Annotated in this window: 21 protein-coding genes and 1 pseudogene; 13 read left to right on the top strand and 9 right to left on the bottom strand. The window is 59.7% G+C overall.

The annotated features are described in order from the left end of the window. Positions 1-15: 15 nt before the first annotated feature. Positions 16-1,314, bottom strand: a complete 1,299-nt coding sequence (locus EC915_RS03190) for an MFS transporter (protein ID WP_256658633.1) — start codon at positions 1,312-1,314, stop codon at positions 16-18. Between the two features lie 288 nt (positions 1,315-1,602). Between EC915_RS03190 and EC915_RS03195 the strand changes: the two genes are divergently transcribed. The 6 genes from EC915_RS03195 to EC915_RS03220 all read left to right on the top strand — a co-directional run bounded on the left by EC915_RS03195 (position 1,603) and on the right by EC915_RS03220 (position 7,358). Continuing rightward, positions 1,603-2,547: a LysR family transcriptional regulator gene (locus EC915_RS03195; protein WP_133749063.1), complete on the top strand. Its 945-nt coding sequence runs from the start codon at positions 1,603-1,605 to the stop codon at positions 2,545-2,547. 126 nt (positions 2,548-2,673) lie between these two features. Continuing rightward, positions 2,674-4,035, top strand: coding sequence for an MFS transporter (locus tag EC915_RS03200; protein WP_133749064.1), 1,362 nt, complete (start codon positions 2,674-2,676; stop codon positions 4,033-4,035). Between the two features lie 164 nt (positions 4,036-4,199). Continuing rightward, positions 4,200-5,081, top strand: a complete 882-nt coding sequence (locus EC915_RS03205; protein ID WP_133749065.1) for an amidohydrolase — start codon at positions 4,200-4,202, stop codon at positions 5,079-5,081. Then, a complete protein-coding gene (locus EC915_RS03210) occupies positions 5,081-5,401 on the top strand; it encodes an L-rhamnose mutarotase (RefSeq protein WP_177413343.1) in 321 nt (106 codons plus the stop codon). The genes EC915_RS03205 and EC915_RS03210 overlap by 1 nt, the downstream gene beginning before the upstream one ends. A gap of 50 nt (positions 5,402-5,451) precedes the next feature. After that, positions 5,452-6,510, top strand: a complete 1,059-nt coding sequence (gene rhaT / locus EC915_RS03215) for an L-rhamnose/proton symporter RhaT (protein ID WP_133749066.1) — start codon at positions 5,452-5,454, stop codon at positions 6,508-6,510. Between the two features lie 77 nt (positions 6,511-6,587). Further along, entirely contained in the window at positions 6,588-7,358 is a 771-nt protein-coding gene (locus EC915_RS03220; protein ID WP_133749067.1) for an SDR family NAD(P)-dependent oxidoreductase, read from the top strand. 44 nt (positions 7,359-7,402) lie between these two features. On the opposite strand, the gene EC915_RS03225 is transcribed toward EC915_RS03220, so the two are convergent. The 5 genes from EC915_RS03225 to ligD all read right to left on the bottom strand — a co-directional run bounded on the left by EC915_RS03225 (position 7,403) and on the right by ligD (position 13,517). Further along, the gene (locus EC915_RS03225) at positions 7,403-8,167 is read right to left on the bottom strand and encodes an alpha/beta fold hydrolase (protein ID WP_133749068.1); all 765 of its coding nucleotides are present in this window, start codon (positions 8,165-8,167) and stop codon (positions 7,403-7,405) included. 104 nt (positions 8,168-8,271) lie between these two features. Then, complete coding sequence (locus tag EC915_RS03230) at positions 8,272-9,285, bottom strand: YncE family protein (RefSeq protein ID WP_177413344.1); 1,014 nt, start codon at positions 9,283-9,285, stop codon at positions 8,272-8,274. A 64-nt stretch (positions 9,286-9,349) separates the two neighbouring features. After that, positions 9,350-10,300, bottom strand: coding sequence for an NADP-dependent oxidoreductase (locus EC915_RS03235; RefSeq protein WP_133749069.1), 951 nt, complete (start codon positions 10,298-10,300; stop codon positions 9,350-9,352). A 149-nt stretch (positions 10,301-10,449) separates the two neighbouring features. Beyond that, positions 10,450-10,674: a DUF2188 domain-containing protein gene (locus EC915_RS03240; protein ID WP_133749070.1), complete on the bottom strand. Its 225-nt coding sequence runs from the start codon at positions 10,672-10,674 to the stop codon at positions 10,450-10,452. 44 nt (positions 10,675-10,718) lie between these two features. Continuing rightward, positions 10,719-13,517 carry a DNA ligase D gene (gene ligD / locus EC915_RS03245; protein WP_133749071.1) on the bottom strand — a complete coding sequence of 933 codons (2,799 nt, stop codon included), beginning with the start codon at positions 13,515-13,517 and terminating at the stop codon, positions 10,719-10,721. Between the two features lie 185 nt (positions 13,518-13,702). Here ligD and EC915_RS03250 point away from each other — a divergent pair, with 185 nt between their 5' ends. From EC915_RS03250 to EC915_RS24755, 3 genes are all read left to right on the top strand, one after another. Further along, complete coding sequence (locus EC915_RS03250; protein ID WP_133749072.1) at positions 13,703-13,921, top strand: hypothetical protein; 219 nt, start codon at positions 13,703-13,705, stop codon at positions 13,919-13,921. A gap of 127 nt (positions 13,922-14,048) precedes the next feature. Next, a complete protein-coding gene (locus tag EC915_RS03255) occupies positions 14,049-15,380 on the top strand; it encodes a Gfo/Idh/MocA family protein (RefSeq protein WP_133749073.1) in 1,332 nt (443 codons plus the stop codon). A gap of 36 nt (positions 15,381-15,416) precedes the next feature. Further along, positions 15,417-15,560, top strand: a complete 144-nt coding sequence (locus EC915_RS24755; RefSeq protein ID WP_166650904.1) for a hypothetical protein — start codon at positions 15,417-15,419, stop codon at positions 15,558-15,560. A gap of 147 nt (positions 15,561-15,707) precedes the next feature. Here the strand turns inward: EC915_RS24755 and EC915_RS03260 are convergent, their stop codons facing one another. Then, positions 15,708-16,073: an RcnB family protein gene (locus EC915_RS03260; protein ID WP_133749074.1), complete on the bottom strand. Its 366-nt coding sequence runs from the start codon at positions 16,071-16,073 to the stop codon at positions 15,708-15,710. 132 nt (positions 16,074-16,205) lie between these two features. On the opposite strand from EC915_RS03260, the gene EC915_RS03265 reads away from it, so the two are divergent. Next, complete coding sequence (locus tag EC915_RS03265) at positions 16,206-16,418, top strand: hypothetical protein (protein ID WP_133749075.1); 213 nt, start codon at positions 16,206-16,208, stop codon at positions 16,416-16,418. A 214-nt stretch (positions 16,419-16,632) separates the two neighbouring features. On the opposite strand, the pseudogene EC915_RS03270 reads toward EC915_RS03265, so the two are convergent. Then, positions 16,633-17,103: pseudogene (locus tag EC915_RS03270) on the bottom strand (GNAT family N-acetyltransferase). Between the two features lie 3 nt (positions 17,104-17,106). Beyond that, positions 17,107-17,676, bottom strand: coding sequence for a nucleotidyltransferase family protein (locus tag EC915_RS03275; RefSeq protein WP_133749076.1), 570 nt, complete (start codon positions 17,674-17,676; stop codon positions 17,107-17,109). Positions 17,677-17,846: 170 nt separating this feature from the next. Here EC915_RS03275 and EC915_RS03280 point away from each other — a divergent pair, with 170 nt between their 5' ends. The 3 genes from EC915_RS03280 to EC915_RS03290 all read left to right on the top strand — a co-directional run bounded on the left by EC915_RS03280 (position 17,847) and on the right by EC915_RS03290 (position 19,871). After that, positions 17,847-18,278, top strand: a complete 432-nt coding sequence (locus tag EC915_RS03280; protein WP_133749413.1) for an NUDIX hydrolase — start codon at positions 17,847-17,849, stop codon at positions 18,276-18,278. Positions 18,279-18,424: 146 nt separating this feature from the next. After that, positions 18,425-19,000, top strand: a complete 576-nt coding sequence (locus EC915_RS03285) for a tetratricopeptide repeat protein (protein ID WP_133749077.1) — start codon at positions 18,425-18,427, stop codon at positions 18,998-19,000. 70 nt (positions 19,001-19,070) lie between these two features. Next, entirely contained in the window at positions 19,071-19,871 is an 801-nt protein-coding gene (locus EC915_RS03290) for an ornithine carbamoyltransferase (protein ID WP_133749078.1), read from the top strand. Positions 19,872-19,991 lie beyond the last annotated feature (120 nt).

Genomic DNA, 19,991 nt, shown 5'->3' on the forward strand with positions numbered 1-19,991 from the left:
ATTGATTCCTTTTGCTCAGAGCTGGAAGGTGGGTTGCTGATGAGGCGTTGCCGCGCGGGGAGGGCGAATGCCCATCACCAGAGCGGCCGAGATCAGGCTCGTGACGGCCAGCAGATAGAGGCCCGCTGCCGGGGAGTGAAAGGCTCCTTCTGCCCAGTTTTTCAGGATCGGCGCGACGAACCCGCCCAGGGCGCCGAAGGCGTTGATCAGGGCGATGGCCCCGGCGGCGGCCGAGCCTGCCAGGAAGCTGCCGGGGAAGGTCCAGAACACCGGCTGCACGGCGATAAACCCCGACGCCGCGAGACAGAGCGCCAGAATCCCCAGCAAAGGGCTGCTGAAAGTAACCGACGCCGCGATGCCCAGCCCCGAGACCAGCAGCGTCAGGGCTGCTATTACGCGGCGCTGGCCGGTGCGGTCGGCCAGGCTGGGGATCTTCCAGGCGGCCAGCAATGCACACAACCACGGCACGGCGCTGACCAGACCGACTGTCAGGCCGACCTTGGCTCCCAGCAACCCGGCCACTTGGGCGGGCAGGTAAAACACCACGCCATACACGCTGGCCTGGATCAGCAGATAAATCAGACACAGGTACAGGACTGCCGGTTGCGCCAACACTTTGAGCAGACTGCCGTGGCCCTGCTTCTGGCTGTCCTCTGCCTCCAGCACGGCTTGAAGCTGAGTGCGTTCCTGTGCGGTCAACCATTTGGCGTCGGCAGGGCGATTGTCCAGATAGAAATACGCCCACACGCCGACTGCCGTGGCCATCAGGCCTTCCACTGCAAACAGCCATTGCCAGCCGTGGGTGCCCATGAAACCGTCCAGCTCAAGCAACAGGCCGGAAAGCGGGCTGCCAAAGATGAATGCCAGCGGAGCGCCGAAGTAGAAGAACCCCATGGCTTTACCCCGTGCCGCGCCAGGAAACCAGTAGGTCAGGTAGAGAATCACGCCGGGGAAAAATCCAGCCTCCGCCACGCCCAGAAGAAAGCGCAAGACATAGAAGCTGGTTTCGCTGTGAGCGAAGACCATGGCCGCGGAAATCAGGCCCCAGGTCACCATGATCCGGCACATCCACAGGCGAGCGCCGACCTTGTGCATGATCAGATTGCTGGGGACTTCCAGCAGTGCGTAACCGGCGAAGAACACGCCGGCGCCGAAGGCGAACGCAGTGTCGCCAATGCCGGTATCGGCCTGAAACGCCTGCTTGGCGAAACCGACGTTAGCCCGATCCAGGAACGCCATGATGTACATCAGCAACAGGAACGGCAGCAGCCGCCAGGAGACCTTGCGCAGCAAGGACACAGGAAGAGCGTTCACGTCAGTTTCCTTTTTTTGGAATTATTCGACTGCGTAGGGGCTGGACAAGCGAATGCTAGGCACGGCAAGCCTGCGTTGGGCCTCGACAGGGCTCGGAAGGTGTTGTAACTGAAGGGTTTCGGGACGTCGTAGGCAAAGGCGACAGGCAAGCGCGCAGGGATGACATGTTCGTGCACCTCGATGGGTGTGGTTTTCTTGTAGGACGGACTGTACTGCGTGGCTCTGATGCCTGACTAATCGAATTAAGCTTATAGTTGATACCTTCAGGTTATCGATCAGGAGAGCAGCATGAGTGTCGAGCGATCCCCGCAGCAACTGTTCAGCCGCCTGCGTTACAAGCATCTGCAGATGCTGGTGGTGCTCGGCTCTAGCCTGAACATGCACCGTGCATCGTTGAGCATGAACATGTCGCAACCGGCAGCGACCCGCATGTTGCAGGAAATCGAAGACATGTTCGGTTGCGAGCTTTTCGAGCGACTGCCAAGGGGCATGCGCCCCACGGCACTGGGTCGCGAGCTGTTGCGCTTTGCCGAGGCCGCACTTAGCGGTCTGGACCGTGCGGCGGCGGACCTTGCCGCACGCAAGCAGGGCGGATACGGCTACCTCTCCATCGGCACGATCATGGGCGCGGCGCCGGATCTGGTGATGAACGCCGTGGCCGAAATAAAGGCCCTTAATCCGCAGCTACGGATCCGCATCATGGGCGACACCAGTGACCAGGTGGTTCAGCTACTGGAACAGGGGCGCGTGGACATTGCTGTCACCCGGCGCAATCGGGCCAATGATCGTGAGCACTATGAATTCGAACCCCTGGGCAATGAACGCTTGATCGCAGTGGTGCACAGCGGTCATCCACTGGCCCGACGGCGCAAGTTGAACTGGGAGGAGCTGGTCAGGGACTGGCCGTGGATTCTCCAGCCGGAAACCAGTCCGGCGCGCATTGCGATCGAGCAGGCGCTGGAGCGTCTGGAACTGCCCATGCCTGCCGACATCATCGAATGCAGTTCGGTGTACTCAATGCAGCAACTGGTGCAGTTGACCGACGCCCTCATGGTGTTGTCGGAATCGGCGATGCGCGACTACCTGAGGATGGGGCTGGTCAAGGCCTTGCCGGTCGCACTCGATGCGCAGATGGCACCCTTCGGCCTGCTGCGGCGCAAGGATGAGCCGGTGAGTCGGGAGCTGCAGCATTTCATTGACCTGCTGCGCAAGCGCGCACTCGAGTCTTCCTGAAATGCACCAAACGCATCACTCTTCCCAATATATGGGCTAACCCGTCACATATTGAGGTGGCGTTCGATCTGGTCTATGGTGGCCTGGCACTTTGGTTCGTCTCATAACAAAACAAGAGAGTCCGCCATGCCACAGTCAATTGCCGATGCCGGCCTGCACGCCAGCACCCTGAAACGGCTCAACCTGAAGTTGATACCCTTTCTGATGCTGCTGTACATGGTCGCCTACATAGACAAGTCGAACATCTCGGTCGCGGCGTTGCAGATGAACGCCGAACTGGGCCTGACCGCACAGATGTACGGCATGGGCGTCGGCCTGTTCTTTCTCACCTACATTCTGCTTGAAGTCCCCAGCAGCGTGATCCTTACACGGGTCGGCGCTCGTCGCTGGATAGCGCGGATCATGATCACCTGGGGCATCGTCGCGGCCGGCATGAGCCTGGTGCAGAGCGCCAACCAGTTGTATGGCATGCGCCTGCTGCTGGGCGCGGCCGAAGCCGGTTTCACGCCGGGAATCATCTACTACCTGTCCCAGTGGTACCCACGCAGTGACCGGGCCAAGGCCATGTCGTTCTTCTATATCGGTGCCGCGCTGGCTTCGGTGATCGGGCTGCCGCTGTCCGGTGCCTTCCTGCATCTGGATGGTTACTTTGGCGTCAGTGGCTGGCGCTGGCTGTTTCTTCTGGAAGGCATCCCTGCGGTTGTATTAGGCGTGGTGGTGCTGCGCTACCTGCCCGACTCTGCGGCTCATACCCACTGGCTTGAGCCCGATCAGAAGGCCTGGCTGAGCCGTACCATTGCAGCCGAGCAAGCCCGGACACCGGTCTCCCACCACGCAGGCTGGCAGACGGCATTTCGCAGTCGCCAGGTCTGGCTGCTAAGCGCGTTCTGGCTGTTGCAGGCATTCGGTACCATCGGCGTCACGTTGTTCCTGCCGCTGATCGTCAAGTCCGTTTCAGGCCAGGCCTCGTTCACCGTCAGCGTGCTGTCGGCCTTACCTTTTCTGTGTGCCTGCGTGTTCATGTATTTCAATGGCACACATTCCGATCGCCATGGCGAGCGCGGTTGGCATCTGGGTTTGCCATTGATGATTGCCGGAGTGTTGCTTGCCACCGCCGTCGCCACCAGTAATGCCTGGTTTGCTTATGTATTGCTGGTGTTGGCAGTGGGGTTGAACTGGGCCGCCACCCCGGTGTTCTGGGCGACCACCACCGAGTACCTGTCAGGCGTCGCTGCGGCTGCGTCGATCGCACTGATCAACTCCATTGCCAATATCGCAGGCCTCGGGCTGCCACCGGTGATGGGCTGGATAAAGGACGCCACGCAGACTTACGACTTTGCGCTGTTACTGGTGGCCGTGGCCTTGATCGCAGGTGGGTTGCTGGGGCTTTACATCGCCCGTACGCCGCGTTCCACGCCACCGGTTACGACCGGGTCGCCGCAAGGGGCGGGCGAGACAAACCCGCTGCAGCATCAGGGGCGGGGATAAAGACGCTGCCTGCCCGAACCTGCGCCGCAAGGGGCAGAACCACCGCGTACTCTCTTGCGCCGATACTCTCAGGTTATCGGCGCTAACCAAAAATCGATTAGTCACGTATCGCACCGGCCCCTACAGTCTGTTGCTAATAACAACAACTCTGGACGGAATCGGGCATGACTGCTGACCGTTATACCGGCCCCACCATCGATAGCCACATCCATTTTTTCGATGCCTCACGCCCTGAGGGCATTCCCTGGCCTGAGCCGAATCATCCACTTCACGGCAGCGCGCTCCCGGATACCTATTGGCAGCTCGCCGAGCCACACCGGATCAGCGCTGCAATCGTGGTGGAAGCCAGCCCCTGGCGTCTGGATAACCACTGGCTGCTGACAACGCTGCGCCACAGCCCGCGCCTGTTGGGCTTCATCGGCAACCTATCGCCTTTCGATGCGCAGTTCGATCAGGACCTGAGTCACCTGGAGGCCGAGCCACGATTTCTCGGGTTGCGCTACGGCAATCTCTGGGACCGTGACCTGCTCGACGACCAGACCCGGCCCGGCTTCATCGACGCGATGAAGCGCCTGGCGGCCAGCGGTCGCACGCTGGACAGCGCCAATCCCGACCCACGTCTGATCAAGGGCCTGCTGCGTCTGAGCGACGCCGTGCCGACGTTGCGCATCGTCGTTGACCATTTGCCCAATGCGGCGGTGCCTGAAGGGCAACTGGCCGATTTTCAACGCGATGTATATGCCCTGGCGCAGCGGCCCAACGTATTCGCCAAGCTGGCGCAAATCCCCCAACTCAATGCCGGAGCACTGGTGACCGACCCAGGGTTCTATCGCGATCGGCTGGCCTACCTGTGGGACGCCTTCGGTGAGCATCGCTGCTTCTTCGGCAGTGACTGGCCCAACAGCAACTCCCTCGCTGATTTCGGCAGCACCTTGCAACTGGTCAGGCAAAGCGTGGCTGACAAGCCGCTTGCGGTGCAGGAGAACTTCTTTCTGCACAACGTCGGCAACGCCTATCCGCTGCCCACCTCCACGGAGCGACGCTGATGCCGGTGCGTGCCTTTCGCATGAAGCTTGAGACCGGGCAGGCCGAGGAATACCACAAGCGCCACGATCAGATCTGGCCGGAACTGATCGATGCCTTGCGCACGGCTGGCGTGGTGGACTACCGGATCTTTCTCGATCCCGAATCGTTGGCGCTGTTCGCCGTGCTCACCCATGCAGACCAGCACTTGCTGGACCAATTGCCGACCCTGCCAGTCATGCAGCGCTGGTGGCGTTTCATGCAGTCGATCATGGCGAGCCATCCCGACACCTCACCCATCACCGTCGAGTTGCAGCCGATGTTCAGCCTCAATCAAGACTGAACACGGCGCATAACCGATAGCGACGCCAATAACAATAAAGGGCATACAACGTGGAAATCATTCTGCTGGGCGTGTTGCTGCATTTCATCGGAGGAGCGGCCTCGGGCAGCTTCTACATTCCTTACAAGAAGGTGCGAGGCTGGCATTGGGAAAGTTATTGGATCACCGGTGGGCTGGCTTCCTGGCTGATCGTGCCGCTGGTTGCCGCACAACTGACGGTGCCCGGATTCATCGACATCCTGCGCCAAGCGGACAGTTCCACCTTGTTCTGGACTTATCTGTTCGGCGTGTTGTGGGGCATTGGCGGGCTGACGTTCGGCCTCACCATGCGCTATCTGGGCCTGTCGCTTGGCATGTCGTTGGTCATGGGCCTGACGTCGGCGCTGGGCGCCTTGATGCCAACGCTGTACCGCGACCTGTTCACCGACGCGAGGACAGGGACACTGAGCGAGATGATCAGCAGTGCGAGTGGCAGTTGGGTGCTGTGGGGCGTTGCTGTCTCGTTGGTGGGCATCGGCTTGTGTGGGCGGGCCGGGGTGCTCAAGGAAAGAGAAGTATGCGAAGAGACCAAGTTCGCCAGCGTCAGTGAGTTTTCCCTGGGCAAGGGTGCGTTGGTCGCGGTGATTTCCGGGGTGCTCAGCGCCTGTTTCAGCTACGGCATCACCGCAGGTCGTCCCTTGGCTGAGGCCGCGGTCCAGCAGGGGGCCAACAGCCTGTTCCAGAACAATGTGACCTTCATGGTGATCATGTGGGGCGGGCTGACCACCAATGCCATCTGGTGCCTGTGGCTGAACAAGCGCAACCGCAGTTTTGGCGACTACACCAACACCCAAACGCCGCTGCTGCGCAATTACCTGCTGGTCGCCAGCGCCGGAACGCTGTGGTTTTTGCAGTTCTTCTTCTATGGCATGGGCGAAACCCGGCTGCACAACGACGCCAGTTCCTGGGTTCTGCACATGTCGTTCATTATCATCGTGTCCAATTGCTGGGGGCTGTATTTTCGCGAGTGGCAAGGCACCAGCGCCGCGAACAAGGCCGTACTGGTGGCGGGCATTGTGGTCATTCTCGCCGCCATCGGCATGGTGGGTTACGGCAACTACCTAAGCTGAATCCAGTCTGGATTTCTGTCTTCGTCCATCTATCCACCTATCCCACCTATCCCATCTATCCCATCTAGGAGTTTCCTATGTTACTGGCAGGCAAAACCGTCATCATCACCGGCGCGTCCCGCGGAATCGGTCGGGCAGCGGCCAAGGAATGCGCAAGGCAAGGAGCTCGCGTGGTCATTGGTCACAGTGGCAGCCAGCAGGGCACTGAAGCGGCGCACAGCCTGATCGAGGAAATCGCGGCCTTCGACGGCAAGGCCATTGAGGTGGGCAGCGATGCCGCCGATTCCGACACCGGGGACCGACTGGTTGCCGGGGCGCTGAAGGCGTTTGGCAGCGTAGATGTCTTCGTCAATAACGCGGGCATCTGCCCGTTCCACTCGTTCCTCGACATGCCTCGCGAGGTTTACCTTAAAACCGTCAATACCAACCTCAACGGCGCCTATTTCGCGGTTCAAGCGGCGGCCAACCAGATGAAAAACCAGGGCCGGGGCGGAGCGATCATCGCCGTCAGTTCAATCAGTGCCCTGGTGGGCGGCGGCATGCAGACCCACTACACACCGACCAAAGCCGGGCTGCATTCACTGATGCAGTCCTGCGCCATTGCGCTCGGGCCGTACGGCATCCGCTGCAACTCGGTATTGCCGGGCACCATCGCTACCGACATCAACAAAGAGGACCTGGCCGATGAAGAAAAGCTGGCCTACATGACGTCGCGCACGCCACTGGGCCGCCTCGGCGATCCGCACGATGTCGCCGGGCCTATCGTGTTCCTTGCCTCGGACATGGCCAGCTACGTCACTGGCGCATCGCTGCTGGTGGACGGCGGGTTGTTCGTGAATCTGCAGTAACGCATCTTGGTCTCGGGCAGGTGATGGTCAGCAGGCCCGAAAATTCAGCGCTCCGTGACCGAAATTTCGCTGGCGAACGCGAGCATCGACTTTGCCAGTGCCTGCGGTGTCTGCAGGGGCATCAAGTGCCCCGCGTTGGCAATGATCTCCAGCCGGTGTTGCGTAAATGCTGCCAGGGTTGTGCGGCGCTGTTCGTCTGCGCCAGGCACCTGCTGATCCGCATCGCCGCAGACCAATAGCACCGGGTAGTCGATTGTGCCGAGGCGTTGACTCCAATCCTCGCGACTGCCGTGCTCGACCCATGCGCGCCAGGCGTTGAGGTTGACCCGTTGCGCATCGGCGATTGCCACCTCTCGGGTGTCGTCCGCAAGCCGGATCGCGCTGGCCTCATCGATGAAGGCCTCGGCCTCGGCCCGGGTCTTGCCGTACTGACGTTGCTTGTCGCGATCAGCGTCTGTCATGGGTTGCGGGCTCGGCGGCGACGGGGCCACCAGCACCAGGCCGCGCAGATAATCAGGCCGGCGTGATGCCAGAACCGCCGCAACCTTGCCGGTCATGGAATGGCCGACAAGAATGCAGTCGCTCAGCCCCAGTTGCCGAATGGTGAGATCGACGTGCTCGACCATCGCCTCGACGTCATAGCCCTCCACGTGTGCGGCATCGCCGAATCCCGGGGTGTTGAGCACGACGCAGTGATGCCTGGCGTCCAGATAGGGCAGGGTGGGGAACCAGGTGCGGTGCGAGCCGCCGAGCAAATGCATGAGAACGAACGTAGGCGATCCTTGGCCTTGTCTTGCGTGTGGGAGCATGGGGAGCACTCGTTGAGGTAGGGCGGGTGAAATGACCGGCGAAAACTGAAGTCGCGCCCGTACGCGGACGGCTCAGGCCGGCCAGTGCCAGCCGATTTGCAGATTCAGGTCAAGATGACCGCCGCATCCGGGGCCTTGCCCGTAGCAAAGGAACCGGTGATGCGCCAGCTTGCGACGTCAACCACCGCGATTTTGTCCGACTCCAGCGACAGGTACAGCACGTCACCTTTAGGCGACAGGTTCAGACCCGGTGCAGCGGCCTCGAGCGGCAGGTGTTTTTCTTCCTTCAGGGTGTCCGGCCGCAGAAGGCTGAGACTTTTGTCGGCCTGGTTCGAGACGATCAGCCGGCCATCAGGAAGCGACACCACGCGCACGGCTTCACCGCGCAGCTGGGTCTGTTGCCGGTGTTCAAGCGTTGAAGCATCGAAGGCGTGCAGCGCCCCCTTGTAGCGGTCGATGACATAGAACGTCTGTTCATCGGCACTCAGGCAGGCGCCTTCGGGGGCTTGCCCGATCAACCGTTTCACGGGGTTGAAGGTGGGGTCGTGGGGGTTAAGCATGATCACCATGCCGGACAGTGTGTCCGCGACGTAGGCGCGTGTTCCGTCTTTTCTCAACACGAAATAGTGACTGCGCGTGCCGCCCACCGCAACGATCTGGCTGGGGTATTCGTCCGAGGAAGGATTGTCGAAACGGATCATCACCGAGTCGGTTTCACTGAGCACGTACAGCCGCCCGGCGGCGTCCATCCGTATGCCGTGCAGACGATGGTACGGCGTGAGGTCGAGGGTGCGGACGACCTTTTTCGCCAGCAGATCGATGACGAACACCTGATGCCCGCCTTCACCGGGTGCGAGCCACTTGCTAACGCCATATTGGGCGACGTAGGCAAATCCGCCTTGCGCATCCGCGACGATCTCGTGGGGCTGGTTGGCGAGGGCGATATGCGCCAAAGGCTGCCCCTTGGGTAGCTGATAGAAGCTGACTCCGGGTGCCTCTTTCTCTACCAGCACCATGAGCGGTTCCGCCAACGCTGCAGCGGCGAAGGCTGGTAGAAACGGCAATGCACTGCTGACGGCTATCATCTGCAGCACCTGGCGGCGGTCAAAACGGCTCATGGCTTATCCTCGATGGCTCTGGAACATGCATGTTGAGGGCGTGACCCAGTTGGTTTCATCTGATTCAGACTGATTTCTGGTCCGCGTCACGCTGCGGAACGCGCAGTACGACCTTGCCATGCACGTGCTGATTGGCGATATAGTCCAGCGCCTTGACCGCATCGCGCAGCTCGAAGGTCTCGGCGATGACAACCTTCACCTGCCCTGCGGCCACATACGAAGCGATTTCGGCCAACTCGCGACCGTCGGGACGGGTGATGAAAAGTGTCCCCGTCTTGCCCTGCGCCTGAGGATGATGGGCGTCGGGCATTTCCAGCGTCGACACCAGCCTCCCACCTTCCCCCAGCACCTGCCAGGACCGGGCCTGGGTCTGGCCGCCAATGAGGTCGATCACCAGGTCGAAGTCCTCACAAATGTCCTCGAATCTTTCCTGCTTGTAATCGATCGCCCGATCGACGCCCAGTTTGCTCAGAAACGCCAGGCTGTCTCCGGACGCCGTGGCATAGACCTGTGCACCCTTGATACGCGCCAATTGAACAGCGAAATGCCCCACACCGCCGGTGCCACCATGGATGAGCACTTTTTGCCCGCGTTCGAGATGGCCGTGCTCTACCAGCGCTTGCCAGGCCGTGTGCGCTGCCAGGGGGATGGCCGCTGCGTGACGCCAGTCGATGGAGGAGGGTATGACGGCGAGATGGGTGGCCGGCACCCGGGAATACTGCGCGTAGCCACCATCGGCACCGATCATGGCGAAGACGCGGTCACCCACCTGAAAACCTTCCACGCCTTCACCGACAGCCTCGATCAGCCCTGCGACTTCGCGGCCAAGCGTCAGCGGCAATTTGTCGGCCTTGACCTGGGGATACTCGCCTTCGCGGATTTTGTAATCGACCGGGTTCACGCCGACCGCCAGATTACGGACCAGCACCTCGCCAGCCTGGGGCTGGGGAATGTCCACATCGCTTACCGACATGGTTTCTGGACCACCGAAGTGATTGATACGGATAGCAATCATGCTTGAACCTCTTCGTCCGATTATGAGCCCTGGTCTGGGTCAGGTTTTATGGGTATTGAACACTTGCGTCTCTGGGTGTGTTTCGAGCATTCCAAGGCCGTACCCGTCCAGTGCAGAACGCAAGTGTTTGCTGATTCAGTGGGAATCGCTCAACCCTTGGACTTCGAAGGATCGGCACTTCGTGGGTAGGTACGCTCTTCCTGAAGGGTGCCGTCCTCCTTGTGAATTTTCACGGAAGCGGTCTTGCCGTCCAGAAATTCGGTGGCCAGGGAGATGATCTCTGCCTTGGTCGCGGCGGTCTTCGAGGCACGCTCTGCTCCCTGTTTGGTGAGTGCCCAGCCCTTGTCGGTTTTGGTGATGTGGTAGTTGTCCATGTGTGTTCTCCAGGTGTGTCGATTGAGGTTGTTGGTTGTAGTCACTAAAGACCGACACGACGGCGCATGTCAGCGGTGATGGTTTGCCGGGTCTCGGGCAGGTCTGCCCATGGATCGCTTTTCAGCTTGCCCAGGCGTTCATGGATGTTATGGATATTCCAGACATTCGCGCCCTTGAGCTCGTCCAACTCCTCGCGAAAGATCGGTACCGACACCGGCAAGCCTTCCCGCGTACGCACCGAGTAGGCGCAGATGGTGGTAGCGCCAAGGCCGTTGCGAAGGTAGTCGATGAAGATGCGCCCGACGCGGTTCTTCGGCCCGGAAACTGCCGAAAAGCGATCAGGCAATAGCTTGGCGATGTGTTTGACGATGGCATGACTGAAGTCCTTCACAGCGTCCCAGTCAGCCTTGGGCGTCAGCGGTACAACCAGGTGAACACCCTTGCCGCCACTGGTCTTCAGAAATGTTGTAAGGCCCAGTTCATCCAATACGGCCAGGGTGAGCTGAGCGGCCTCCACCATGCTTTTCCAGGGCAGCGCAGGGTCGGGGTCGAGGTCGAGGACAAAGCGGTCAGGACGTTGCAGGTCCCTGGAGACGGCATTCCAGGTGTGCAGCTCCATCGCGCTCATCTGCACCGCGCCGATCAGGGCTTCGATGTTGTTGATCAGCATCACCGGATGCCCGGTGTATTCCTTGCCCATGGTTTCGATGCCGGGGATTGCCAGCCGGTCAGCGTTCTTCTGGAAAAACAGCTCGCCGCCGATGCCTTCCGGGGCTCGGACCAGGGCCACAGGCCGATTCGCCAGCTGGGGCAACAACCAGTCGGAAACGCTGATGTAGTAATCGGCCAGGTCGCGCTTGGTCGAGGAGCTGGTGGGGTCTATGACGCGCTCGGGATGTGTCAGGCGGATTTTTCCGCGGGTCGCGGCAGCGCCGGTTTTTTTGTCTTTGGAACTGGTTTTCGGGACTGTCGGTCGGCTGCGCTTTGCGCTTGGGGGCTCCTCGGGCGGCGGAGCAGGGCGTTCTTCAGTGATCGATGTCGCCGGCTTGTCGTTGCGCAAGCCTTGGAAAACGGCGTGCCTGACCGAACCTTCCTTGGTGATGTCGGCAAAGGCGACTTCAGCCAGCAACTCAGGTTTGAGCCAATGCACACCCTTGGCTTCGAACCCGGTGGGCGGGTTGACCACCGCAGCCTGCTTGGCCTCCAGCGGCAGCAACTGATCGTAAATGCTGTTCAGTGTGATTTCATTGAAACCGGTCCCGACCTTGCCTGCGTATCGCAATTCGCCGCTTTCGGCATTGTGCAGGCCCAGCAGAAGTGCACCGAACTTGCTCCGCGCGCCCTTGGGATCGCTGTAGCCGACCACCACGAATTCCTGCCTGCGTTTGCATTTGAGCTTGATCCAGTCATCGCTGCGTCGGGAGACATAAGGACTACCGACACGCTTGCCGATCAGGCCTTCCATGTTCATCTGGCAGGCGCTGTTGAGCAGCGCATCGGGCGTTTCGGCAAAATCCTCGGAAAACCTCAGCACCTCTTCGGTATTCGGTTCCAGCACTTTGCTCAGCGCCGCGCGCCGCTGCTCGATCGGCACTTCGCGCAGGTCCGCGCCGTTGAGAAAGGGCAGGTCGAACAGATAATAGATGATGTTGCCGCTGCGCTCGGTTTCGAAGGCGTTTTGCAGTGCCTGAAAGTCGGGAACGCCGTCTTCGTTGGCAACCACCATCTCTCCGTCAAGCCAGGCGTTGTCCAGCCCCAGCGCGGCGATTGCCTCGGCCTGGCGCGGCAGCTTATGGGTCCAATCGTGGCCATTGCGGGTGAACAATTGCACCTGGCCCGCGTCGACGCGGGCCATGACCCGGTAGCCATCGAATTTGATTTCGTAACGCCAATCGCCTTCGGGCGCTGACTCGACCAGGGTCGCCAGCTCGGGCTTGATGCTCTCGGGCAGCGCCGCCTTCAGGGCTGCGCTGAGTGGGATTTTGGCAGGCGGCTTCTTCGCGGACGGATCTTTCTTGACAGATTGGGAGGTCGCCGTTTTGCCTTTGGCTTTTTTCTGCGGATCGCTTACCCGAATCCATGTCGGCGCGTGGTCACTGGCATGAGCCTCACCGCGCACCCAGGCGTCGACACCGGCGTCTTCAAGGTGAGGCGCCAGCTTGGGGTTGAGCAGCAGATGATCGATTCGCAACCCGGAATTTTTTTCCCAGTGCTGCCGGAAATAATCCCAATAGGTATAGATGCGCTCTTCGGGATACAGGTGCCGAAGAGAATCGACCCAGCCTTGACCCAGCAAACGCTTGTAGCAATCGCGGCTTTCCGGCTGCAGCAAGGCGTCCTTCAGCCATGACCTGGGACTATAAATGTCTTCATCGGTCGGCACCACGTTGAAATCGCCCGCCAGCACCACCGGGTGGTCGCTGGCTTGCAGCGATTTCGCGTGTTCGATCAGGTGCTCGAACCACCTGAGCTTATAGTCGAACTTCGGGCCTGGCCGGGGATTGCCGTTGGGCAGGTACAGACAGGCCACGATCACGCCGTGGGCAGCGGCTTGCAGATAGCGCGCCTGAGTGTCGTTCTCTTCTCCTGGCAGTCCCTTTTGAATCAACAGTGGTTGCGCATCACGGGCAAGGATGGCTACGCCGTTCCAGGAAGGCTGGCCCAGGTGCAGGGTCCCGTAACCTGCCGCCTCCAGTTCACGGGCCGGAAACGCTTTGTCCGGCGCTTTGAGCTCCTGCAGACAGACCACATCCGGCCGCTCACGCTCAAGCCATTGCAACAGATTCGGGAGCCGCGCGCCGATGCCGTTGACGTTGTAGGTTGCTATCTTCAGGGTCTGCATTCCCTTTGTCCCTTCAATTTGCCGGAAGCCTGTTTGCCGGAAGTCTGTTCATCAGAGGCGCGCCTGCCCAATGAGTTCGCGATTTATCGGCCTTACCCCACCGTTTGCGAAATTCACCGAACCACGTTGCCTGTGCGTCCTCGAACCTACAGGCGGCGACTCATTCGCGGCCATTGGAGGTGCATATGAACAGTGAAGCGAATTCGCAAGGCAGCATCCCGGCTCAGCCTCTTGAGCCCGGACGCCCGGACGTCATGCCCAATCCCCCGGCAGAGGGCAACCAGACTCCCTCCAAAGAAGGCAAGCGCCCCTTGATACCCGACGAGGGCGTCTTGGAAGAAGAGGACATGAGCGACGTCGATATCAACAACTCCGTTTCGCAGGAAAACCCGCTTCAGCGTTGATTTCAACGTATTGCATCCAGCATCCGATGTACGTCAGTCGGTCCCGGCGCACTTGGCTTGAGCCGGGGTGTGCATCGCTTCTACACGATTTGCTCACCGAGCGTTTATTTAGACAAGGACACACTAGATGAACCTGATTCCCGAACAACTCCCGGAACGACGTCGCTTCCTGCGCTTGACCGGATCGGCCGTCGCCGCTGCTGGTTTCCTGGGCTGGGCTTCCCAGGCCCATGCCGCGCAGCCCAGTGTTGCTCCGGCAGGCCAGGCAAGCCAGCCCGCTGCGAAACTGCCACCCGCCGTGAAGCTTCCCGCCATGCAGGAGGATAAAACCGAAAAATCCGAAATGCCGGTGCAACTGGGTAAGGACGGACGGCTCGGGCTGGCGATTGTCGGGCTTGGGCGCTTGAGTCTTGAAGAGATCATGCCCGCGCTGGCCAGCTCCAAACGGTGCAAGGTCACGGCGCTGGTCAGCGGTGACCCGGAAAAGGCCCGGCGCGTGGCGGCGATGTACGACGTGCCGCAAACATCGCTCTACAGCTACGATACCTTCGACCAGCTTCGCGATAACCCGGATGTTCACGCGGTGTATATCGTCCTGCCCAACGCGCTTCATCGCGAGTTCGTGATACGGGCGGCGCAGGCGGGCAAACATGTGCTGTGTGAGAAGCCCATGGCCACCTCGGTTGCTGACTGTCAGACCATGATCGATGCGTGCAAGGCAGCTGATCGCTTGTTAATGATCGCCTATCGTATTCAATACGAGCCCCTCAACCGACAGGTCATGGACTGGGTGCGGGACGGCTCCACCCTGGGCACTATCAAGCTGATCGACATGGCCAACTGTCAAAACCAGTCCAAAGAGAATGTCCGTCAGTGGCGGCATGTGAAGGCGCTCGCAGGCGGCGGCGCGCTGCCGGACATTGGTCTGTACTGCCTGAATACCGCACGCTTTCTTCTGGGGGAAGAGCCGATCGAAGTCTCGGCAAGCCAATACAGCAGCGAAGGCGACTCCCGTTTCACGGAAGTGGAGGAGGCCATGCTCTGGCAGATGCGCTTTCCCAGCGGCGTGCGCGTGCAGTGCTCATCGAGCTATGCAACCTTCACCTCCAAGCGCTACCGGGTATTGGGTGACAAGGGTTGGGCCGATATGGACCCCGCGTTCGCCTATGAAGGTTTGCAGCTCAAGCGCAGCCAAATTGCCAGCGACACTAGCGAGTTCATTGCTCCGGGGATCGAGCAGATTTCCACCAAGGTCAAAAACCAGTTCGCTCTGGAGATGGACCATTTCGCTGAATGCGTCGTCACGGGCAAGCAACCCTGGACGCCGGGCGAGGAGGGCCTGCAGGACCAGCGCATCATGGAAGCGATCTACGAATCGGCGCGCATCGGAAAACCCGTTCGCCTTGAACCGGTTAAGGGCCTGGACGCCTTCCGGGGCACGCCGCCTGCCAAGTCCTAAGGCTTGGCCATGCACACTTAAGTGAGGATATAGACCATGAAAACATTCATACGCACGCTGACCGGCTTGTGTTGCGTCGTGGCGCTGCACGGCTGCTTTGACAATGACCACAATCGGGACAAAGCCAAGGATCAATCCAAGCCTTCATTGCAAATGCAGCAGGATGAGGACAAGAAGTAGTTGGGCTGTTGGCGTGAAACAGCCTGAACATCACCCCTAACTGACCGACCGCTTGACCGAGTCAATTCGGCAAGCGGTCAGTCTTTGCAGACGGGGTTCTTGCAGGATTTGAAGGGGTGACCGCACTATGCCAGTTGAAGTGCGGCGTTACGGCCTGTCCACCAGCTGCTTGATGGTCCCGGTCGGGATACTCACCAGCGCAAACTTGCCCTTGATTTCAACCCATTGCTCATTCTTGCCAGGGGCGCTCAAATGGCGGGCCTGCCAGTCTTGGACAGCAAGGCTTGGACGCTGATATTCGTCAGGAACGTTGTCACCCTCCTTGATTTGCGTAATCCCGGCACCGAGCCGATCCAGCGTGACGCTTGTGTCCTGAGCGGCGTAAAGACTGCCGCTCAACACACACGACGCCACTAACGTCAGACCAGGCAGGCATTTGCCGGCGGTGCGCAAACCAGGCCAGGGCCGGGCGCACGCCGGACCTGACTGTAGGGCCGAAGTGCGTTTAATCATGAGCCGCTGCCGGAACCGCTGGATTTAGAGGTGCCGCTGCCCGAACTGGAACCTGCATCCGTTGGGGTCGCGGTGCTGGGGGTAGAGGAGTTACCGCCGCTGCCTGCCTCGTGTCCGGATCCTGGAAGGGCGGTGCCAGTGGTGTTAACGCCGTTGGAACCGTTGGGTTGGGACGAGTGGCTGGGGGCGGTTGGGCCCGAAGTGGATGACGGGCCGCTCATGGTGCTTCCGTTCGAAGTGCCAGCTGACCCGGTGCCGCTGGTCGCGGCCATTGCAGTACCCGAAAGCGCGGCAGTCAATGCGGCCAATGCCAATGCAGAACTCAATTTCTTATTCATGGGGTAGAGCCTCTTCGTCAATGAACGAGATACAAGGATCGGCATCTTTGCCAGTCGTTGTATGGATCTGACTCACCGACTGAGGAGAAAGGTTTTTAAAAATGAAGAGTTGGCGATGAACGGTTGCTGACGTCGCAATGAACCTGTCGACCCTCCAGCGAATTGAAGGCGGGGAGCTGATCTCAGATGGGTTTAACGGACTCGCTTCATTCATTGCAGGTTTAGGGTGAGTCCAAGCAGAACTGTATTGAGCAATCCGTCAGCACCCTGATATGCGTCGCATGCGCATCGTCCACCGCAAGGAAACCGCAACGCAGATAGAACGCTGCCCCTCTGGTGTGTCAGTGAAAAGACGTACGACTTTGAACCCTTGCCCTGCATGCTCAAGCAAGCGACCAACTAGCGTCCGCCCGACATTCCGCCCCCTCGCTGCGTCCGCCACGTACAGTCGGCGCAACCGGCCCGTGTCGCCGTCAATCCAGGGGTCGCGTGACAAGCCTGCGACCGCTACCAGCCGCGCATCCAGATTGGCAGCCATGAAGCATTCGCCAGGCTCATCGAAACGGTTGACGCCGGCTTCCCATTCATCAATCAATCGCGAGCAACCTGAAGCCCTGCGCGACGGCTTGCTGCTCCAACAGCCGCATGTGTGGCGGCAGTTCTGTGATCCGTTGAATGTCCAGCTTTGCCATTGCTCAACCCTTGGCCGGATTCAGCGCCGTCAGCCAGTTCCAGCGTGCCTGATAGCTCCTGGCTTTGTTCAGAAACAGTGCAGGCTGAGGGAAGTTCGGGTTCATGCGCAGAATGCCTTGTTCAAGCTCGTCCAGCCCATGCGGGGTGTAGAGCTCCCCGCTGTCGATGTGCAGGCCGATGCAGGTCGAGCAAATGAGAAACCGATCTACACCTTCTTGCGCCGAGCGCAGAGCAGGGTAATCGCTGCCAAAGCGCTCACTGAACCACAGGTGCACACGCGCCTGATTGCGCAACTCGACTTTCACATTCAAGTCGAGAAAGAGTGCCCGCGCCGCGAGGATGACCTGGTTTTCTGCCTCCCACGACAGGTCTTCATCAAAGTAGAAAACGTCGTAATCATTCACGCCCCATGAGGCGGGTTGCCCGGACTTCTGATTCCAGACCGCCTGAAACAGGCAGCCTGCGGTGAGCATCGGTTGGCTCAGGTTCAACGATGGCAGTCGCGAGACGATATGCGCATTGATCGGATTGGACATCGCGATGTCGATGAGACCGGGGCCAGTCATTGTCATGAGTACTTCCTGATTGGAGCAGTTTTTGCGGGGGCTCAGAGGCGTAGCATTGCGGCAGCGCTGGTAACGTCATGCACCTGCAAGAAAGATACCTGTGCGAGCAAGTTACTCAATGTAGGTTTAATCATCCTCCAGTCAATAACGGGCCCCTTTAAACGCCAGAGCCAGGAATTCGCCACCTCGCCATCTGCGTTTTTCATCATCAAGGAAAGATTCTGGTCAACCCGTTTAACGACCCTGTAAAGCAGCAATCACTGTACCGTCCACTGGGCGGCGGCGTTGAATTCGGCGAGCGGAGCATCGACGCCATCGTCCGGGAAATTCGCGAGGAACTCGATCAGCCCATCCGCAACGTCCGCCTGCTCGGCACTCTGGAAAGCCGCTTCACCTACCTCGGTAAACCGGGTCACGAAGTAGTCCAGGTTTACGACGCCCAATTCCAAGATCTGGCGCTTTACGAAAAACCGTGGCTCGAAGGGCAGGAGGGTGACGGCCAACAGTTCAGGGCGGTGTGGCGCGACAGTTCCAGTTTCAGCAGCGCTGGAATCCTCGTGCCGGAAGGGCTGTACGCGTTGCTCAAGTCGCTATCCTTGCTGGGCTGACGTCAGCTCCGAGCGCTTGGACGTCACCTGGACGTGTGCGGGGAGAAACAGCCTGCTGTACAGGTGTTGTCTAAGATACAAACAAGCTGGATCTACTACTGCACTGCGCCACTCAGCGCAGCCCGGAAGGTGGAGGCAATAGACCCATGACCACAGAACCTGATCCAGACGACAGGGATGAGGGAGCAATCAAGGTGGATGGTACGCTTGAAGCCATAGGCACACTGACCAATGCAGGTGATTTTCAAGCCGCTTATCTGCTTGCCGTCCCTTTTGCGGAACCTCATGAGCTTGATGCGAAGGCGCAGCTCCTTGCCGCATATGCCTGTGATCGTGCGGGGTACGAGCAGCACGCGCTGGTGTTTTATCAACGGGCATGGGACCTAGGCGTCCCCCTTGAACCACGTTTCCATTTCCTGATTGGTTACAGCAGCACGCTGAAAAATGTCGGTCGTGCCGCCGAGTCACTTCAGTGGCTGCGGGAAGCTGGCAAGCGGCCGCCCGGGCATCCGGCGCCTGCTGCGTTTACAGCCCTTTCGTTGCACTCGGTCGGAGAGACCGCGCAGGCGCTGGCAACGATGCTCGACGCAGCTCTGAAAACGGAAGGGGGTAACGGCCTCGCTCCTTATACCCGAGCACTGACAGAATACAGAAACAGCTTTTTAGCCGAAACCGGACGCGTTGAGTTTGCCATTCCGCCTGTAAAACCGAGAAACTCTTGACTGGCTATTTCGACTTGCACCAGCGCCGAGTTAAACGCTGTTTTTCTTGATGAAGGGAGGAATGTTTGTGGTGAAGATCATTGATCTGCAGGACCTGACCGCACAACAAATCCTTGATATCTGGGCATTGGCGCGATTTCCTGGGCTGTCCGCTGCCGGGACTGTCGGTTGGTCGTTCGAAGGTAATGGCATTCGCACGCGGACGACGTTCATCCAGGCGTTTCGGCAACTGGGCCTTGAGTACATCGAACTGCCCAATCTGCTGAAGAGCCAGGAGCGTGTGTCGGATCTGGCAGGTTATCTCGACCCGTATTACTCGGCGTATGTGATCCGCGAGGCCAATCACCAGCGGCTGCGTGACTTCGCCGAAGCCAGCAACCGACCTGTGATCAATGCCATGAGTGCGACGGAGCATCCTTGCGAAGTGTTGTCGGACGGGTTCTACATCCACTCAAGGTTCGGCGACATCCGCAATGTCAGAATCGGGCTGTGGGGACCTGTGACCAATGTCATGAAGTCCTGGCATGAGCTGGCAGGCTCATTCGGCATGTGTATAGAACATTTCTGCGATGCGCAATGGCATCAGGAACACCCGAACGTCAGGTTTTCTGACGTATCGAGTCAGCAGGTCGACATCCTGATCACTGACTCGTGGCCTATGGGGCATGTCGATCAACGCTGGTCGCTCACTCCCGCGCATCTGGCAGCGTTGGGTGAACCGGTGCTGCTTCCCACCCCGCCGTTCAACATAGGTCAAGAACTGGGGTTTGATCCCGTCGGTTATGCAGGGTTCGCCGGGTACGAACAGAAGACCGCGTTACTGGCGGTTCAGCGGGCCGTCATGGCGTATGCACTGAGTGCTGACACGTAGTGCCAATGCCTGCGCGATATCGCTTGAGTCACCGCGAAGCTCACTGCTCGCATTCGGTACAAGCCTTCTGAGCAGCCCCTCCAACTCCCCAGGACTGGCGACAAGGGCAAGCGCTCCGCT

Origin of the sequence: Pseudomonas sp. LP_7_YM (assembly GCF_004364435.1) — a bacterium.
Classification (GTDB): Bacteria; Pseudomonadota; Gammaproteobacteria; order Pseudomonadales; family Pseudomonadaceae; genus Aquipseudomonas.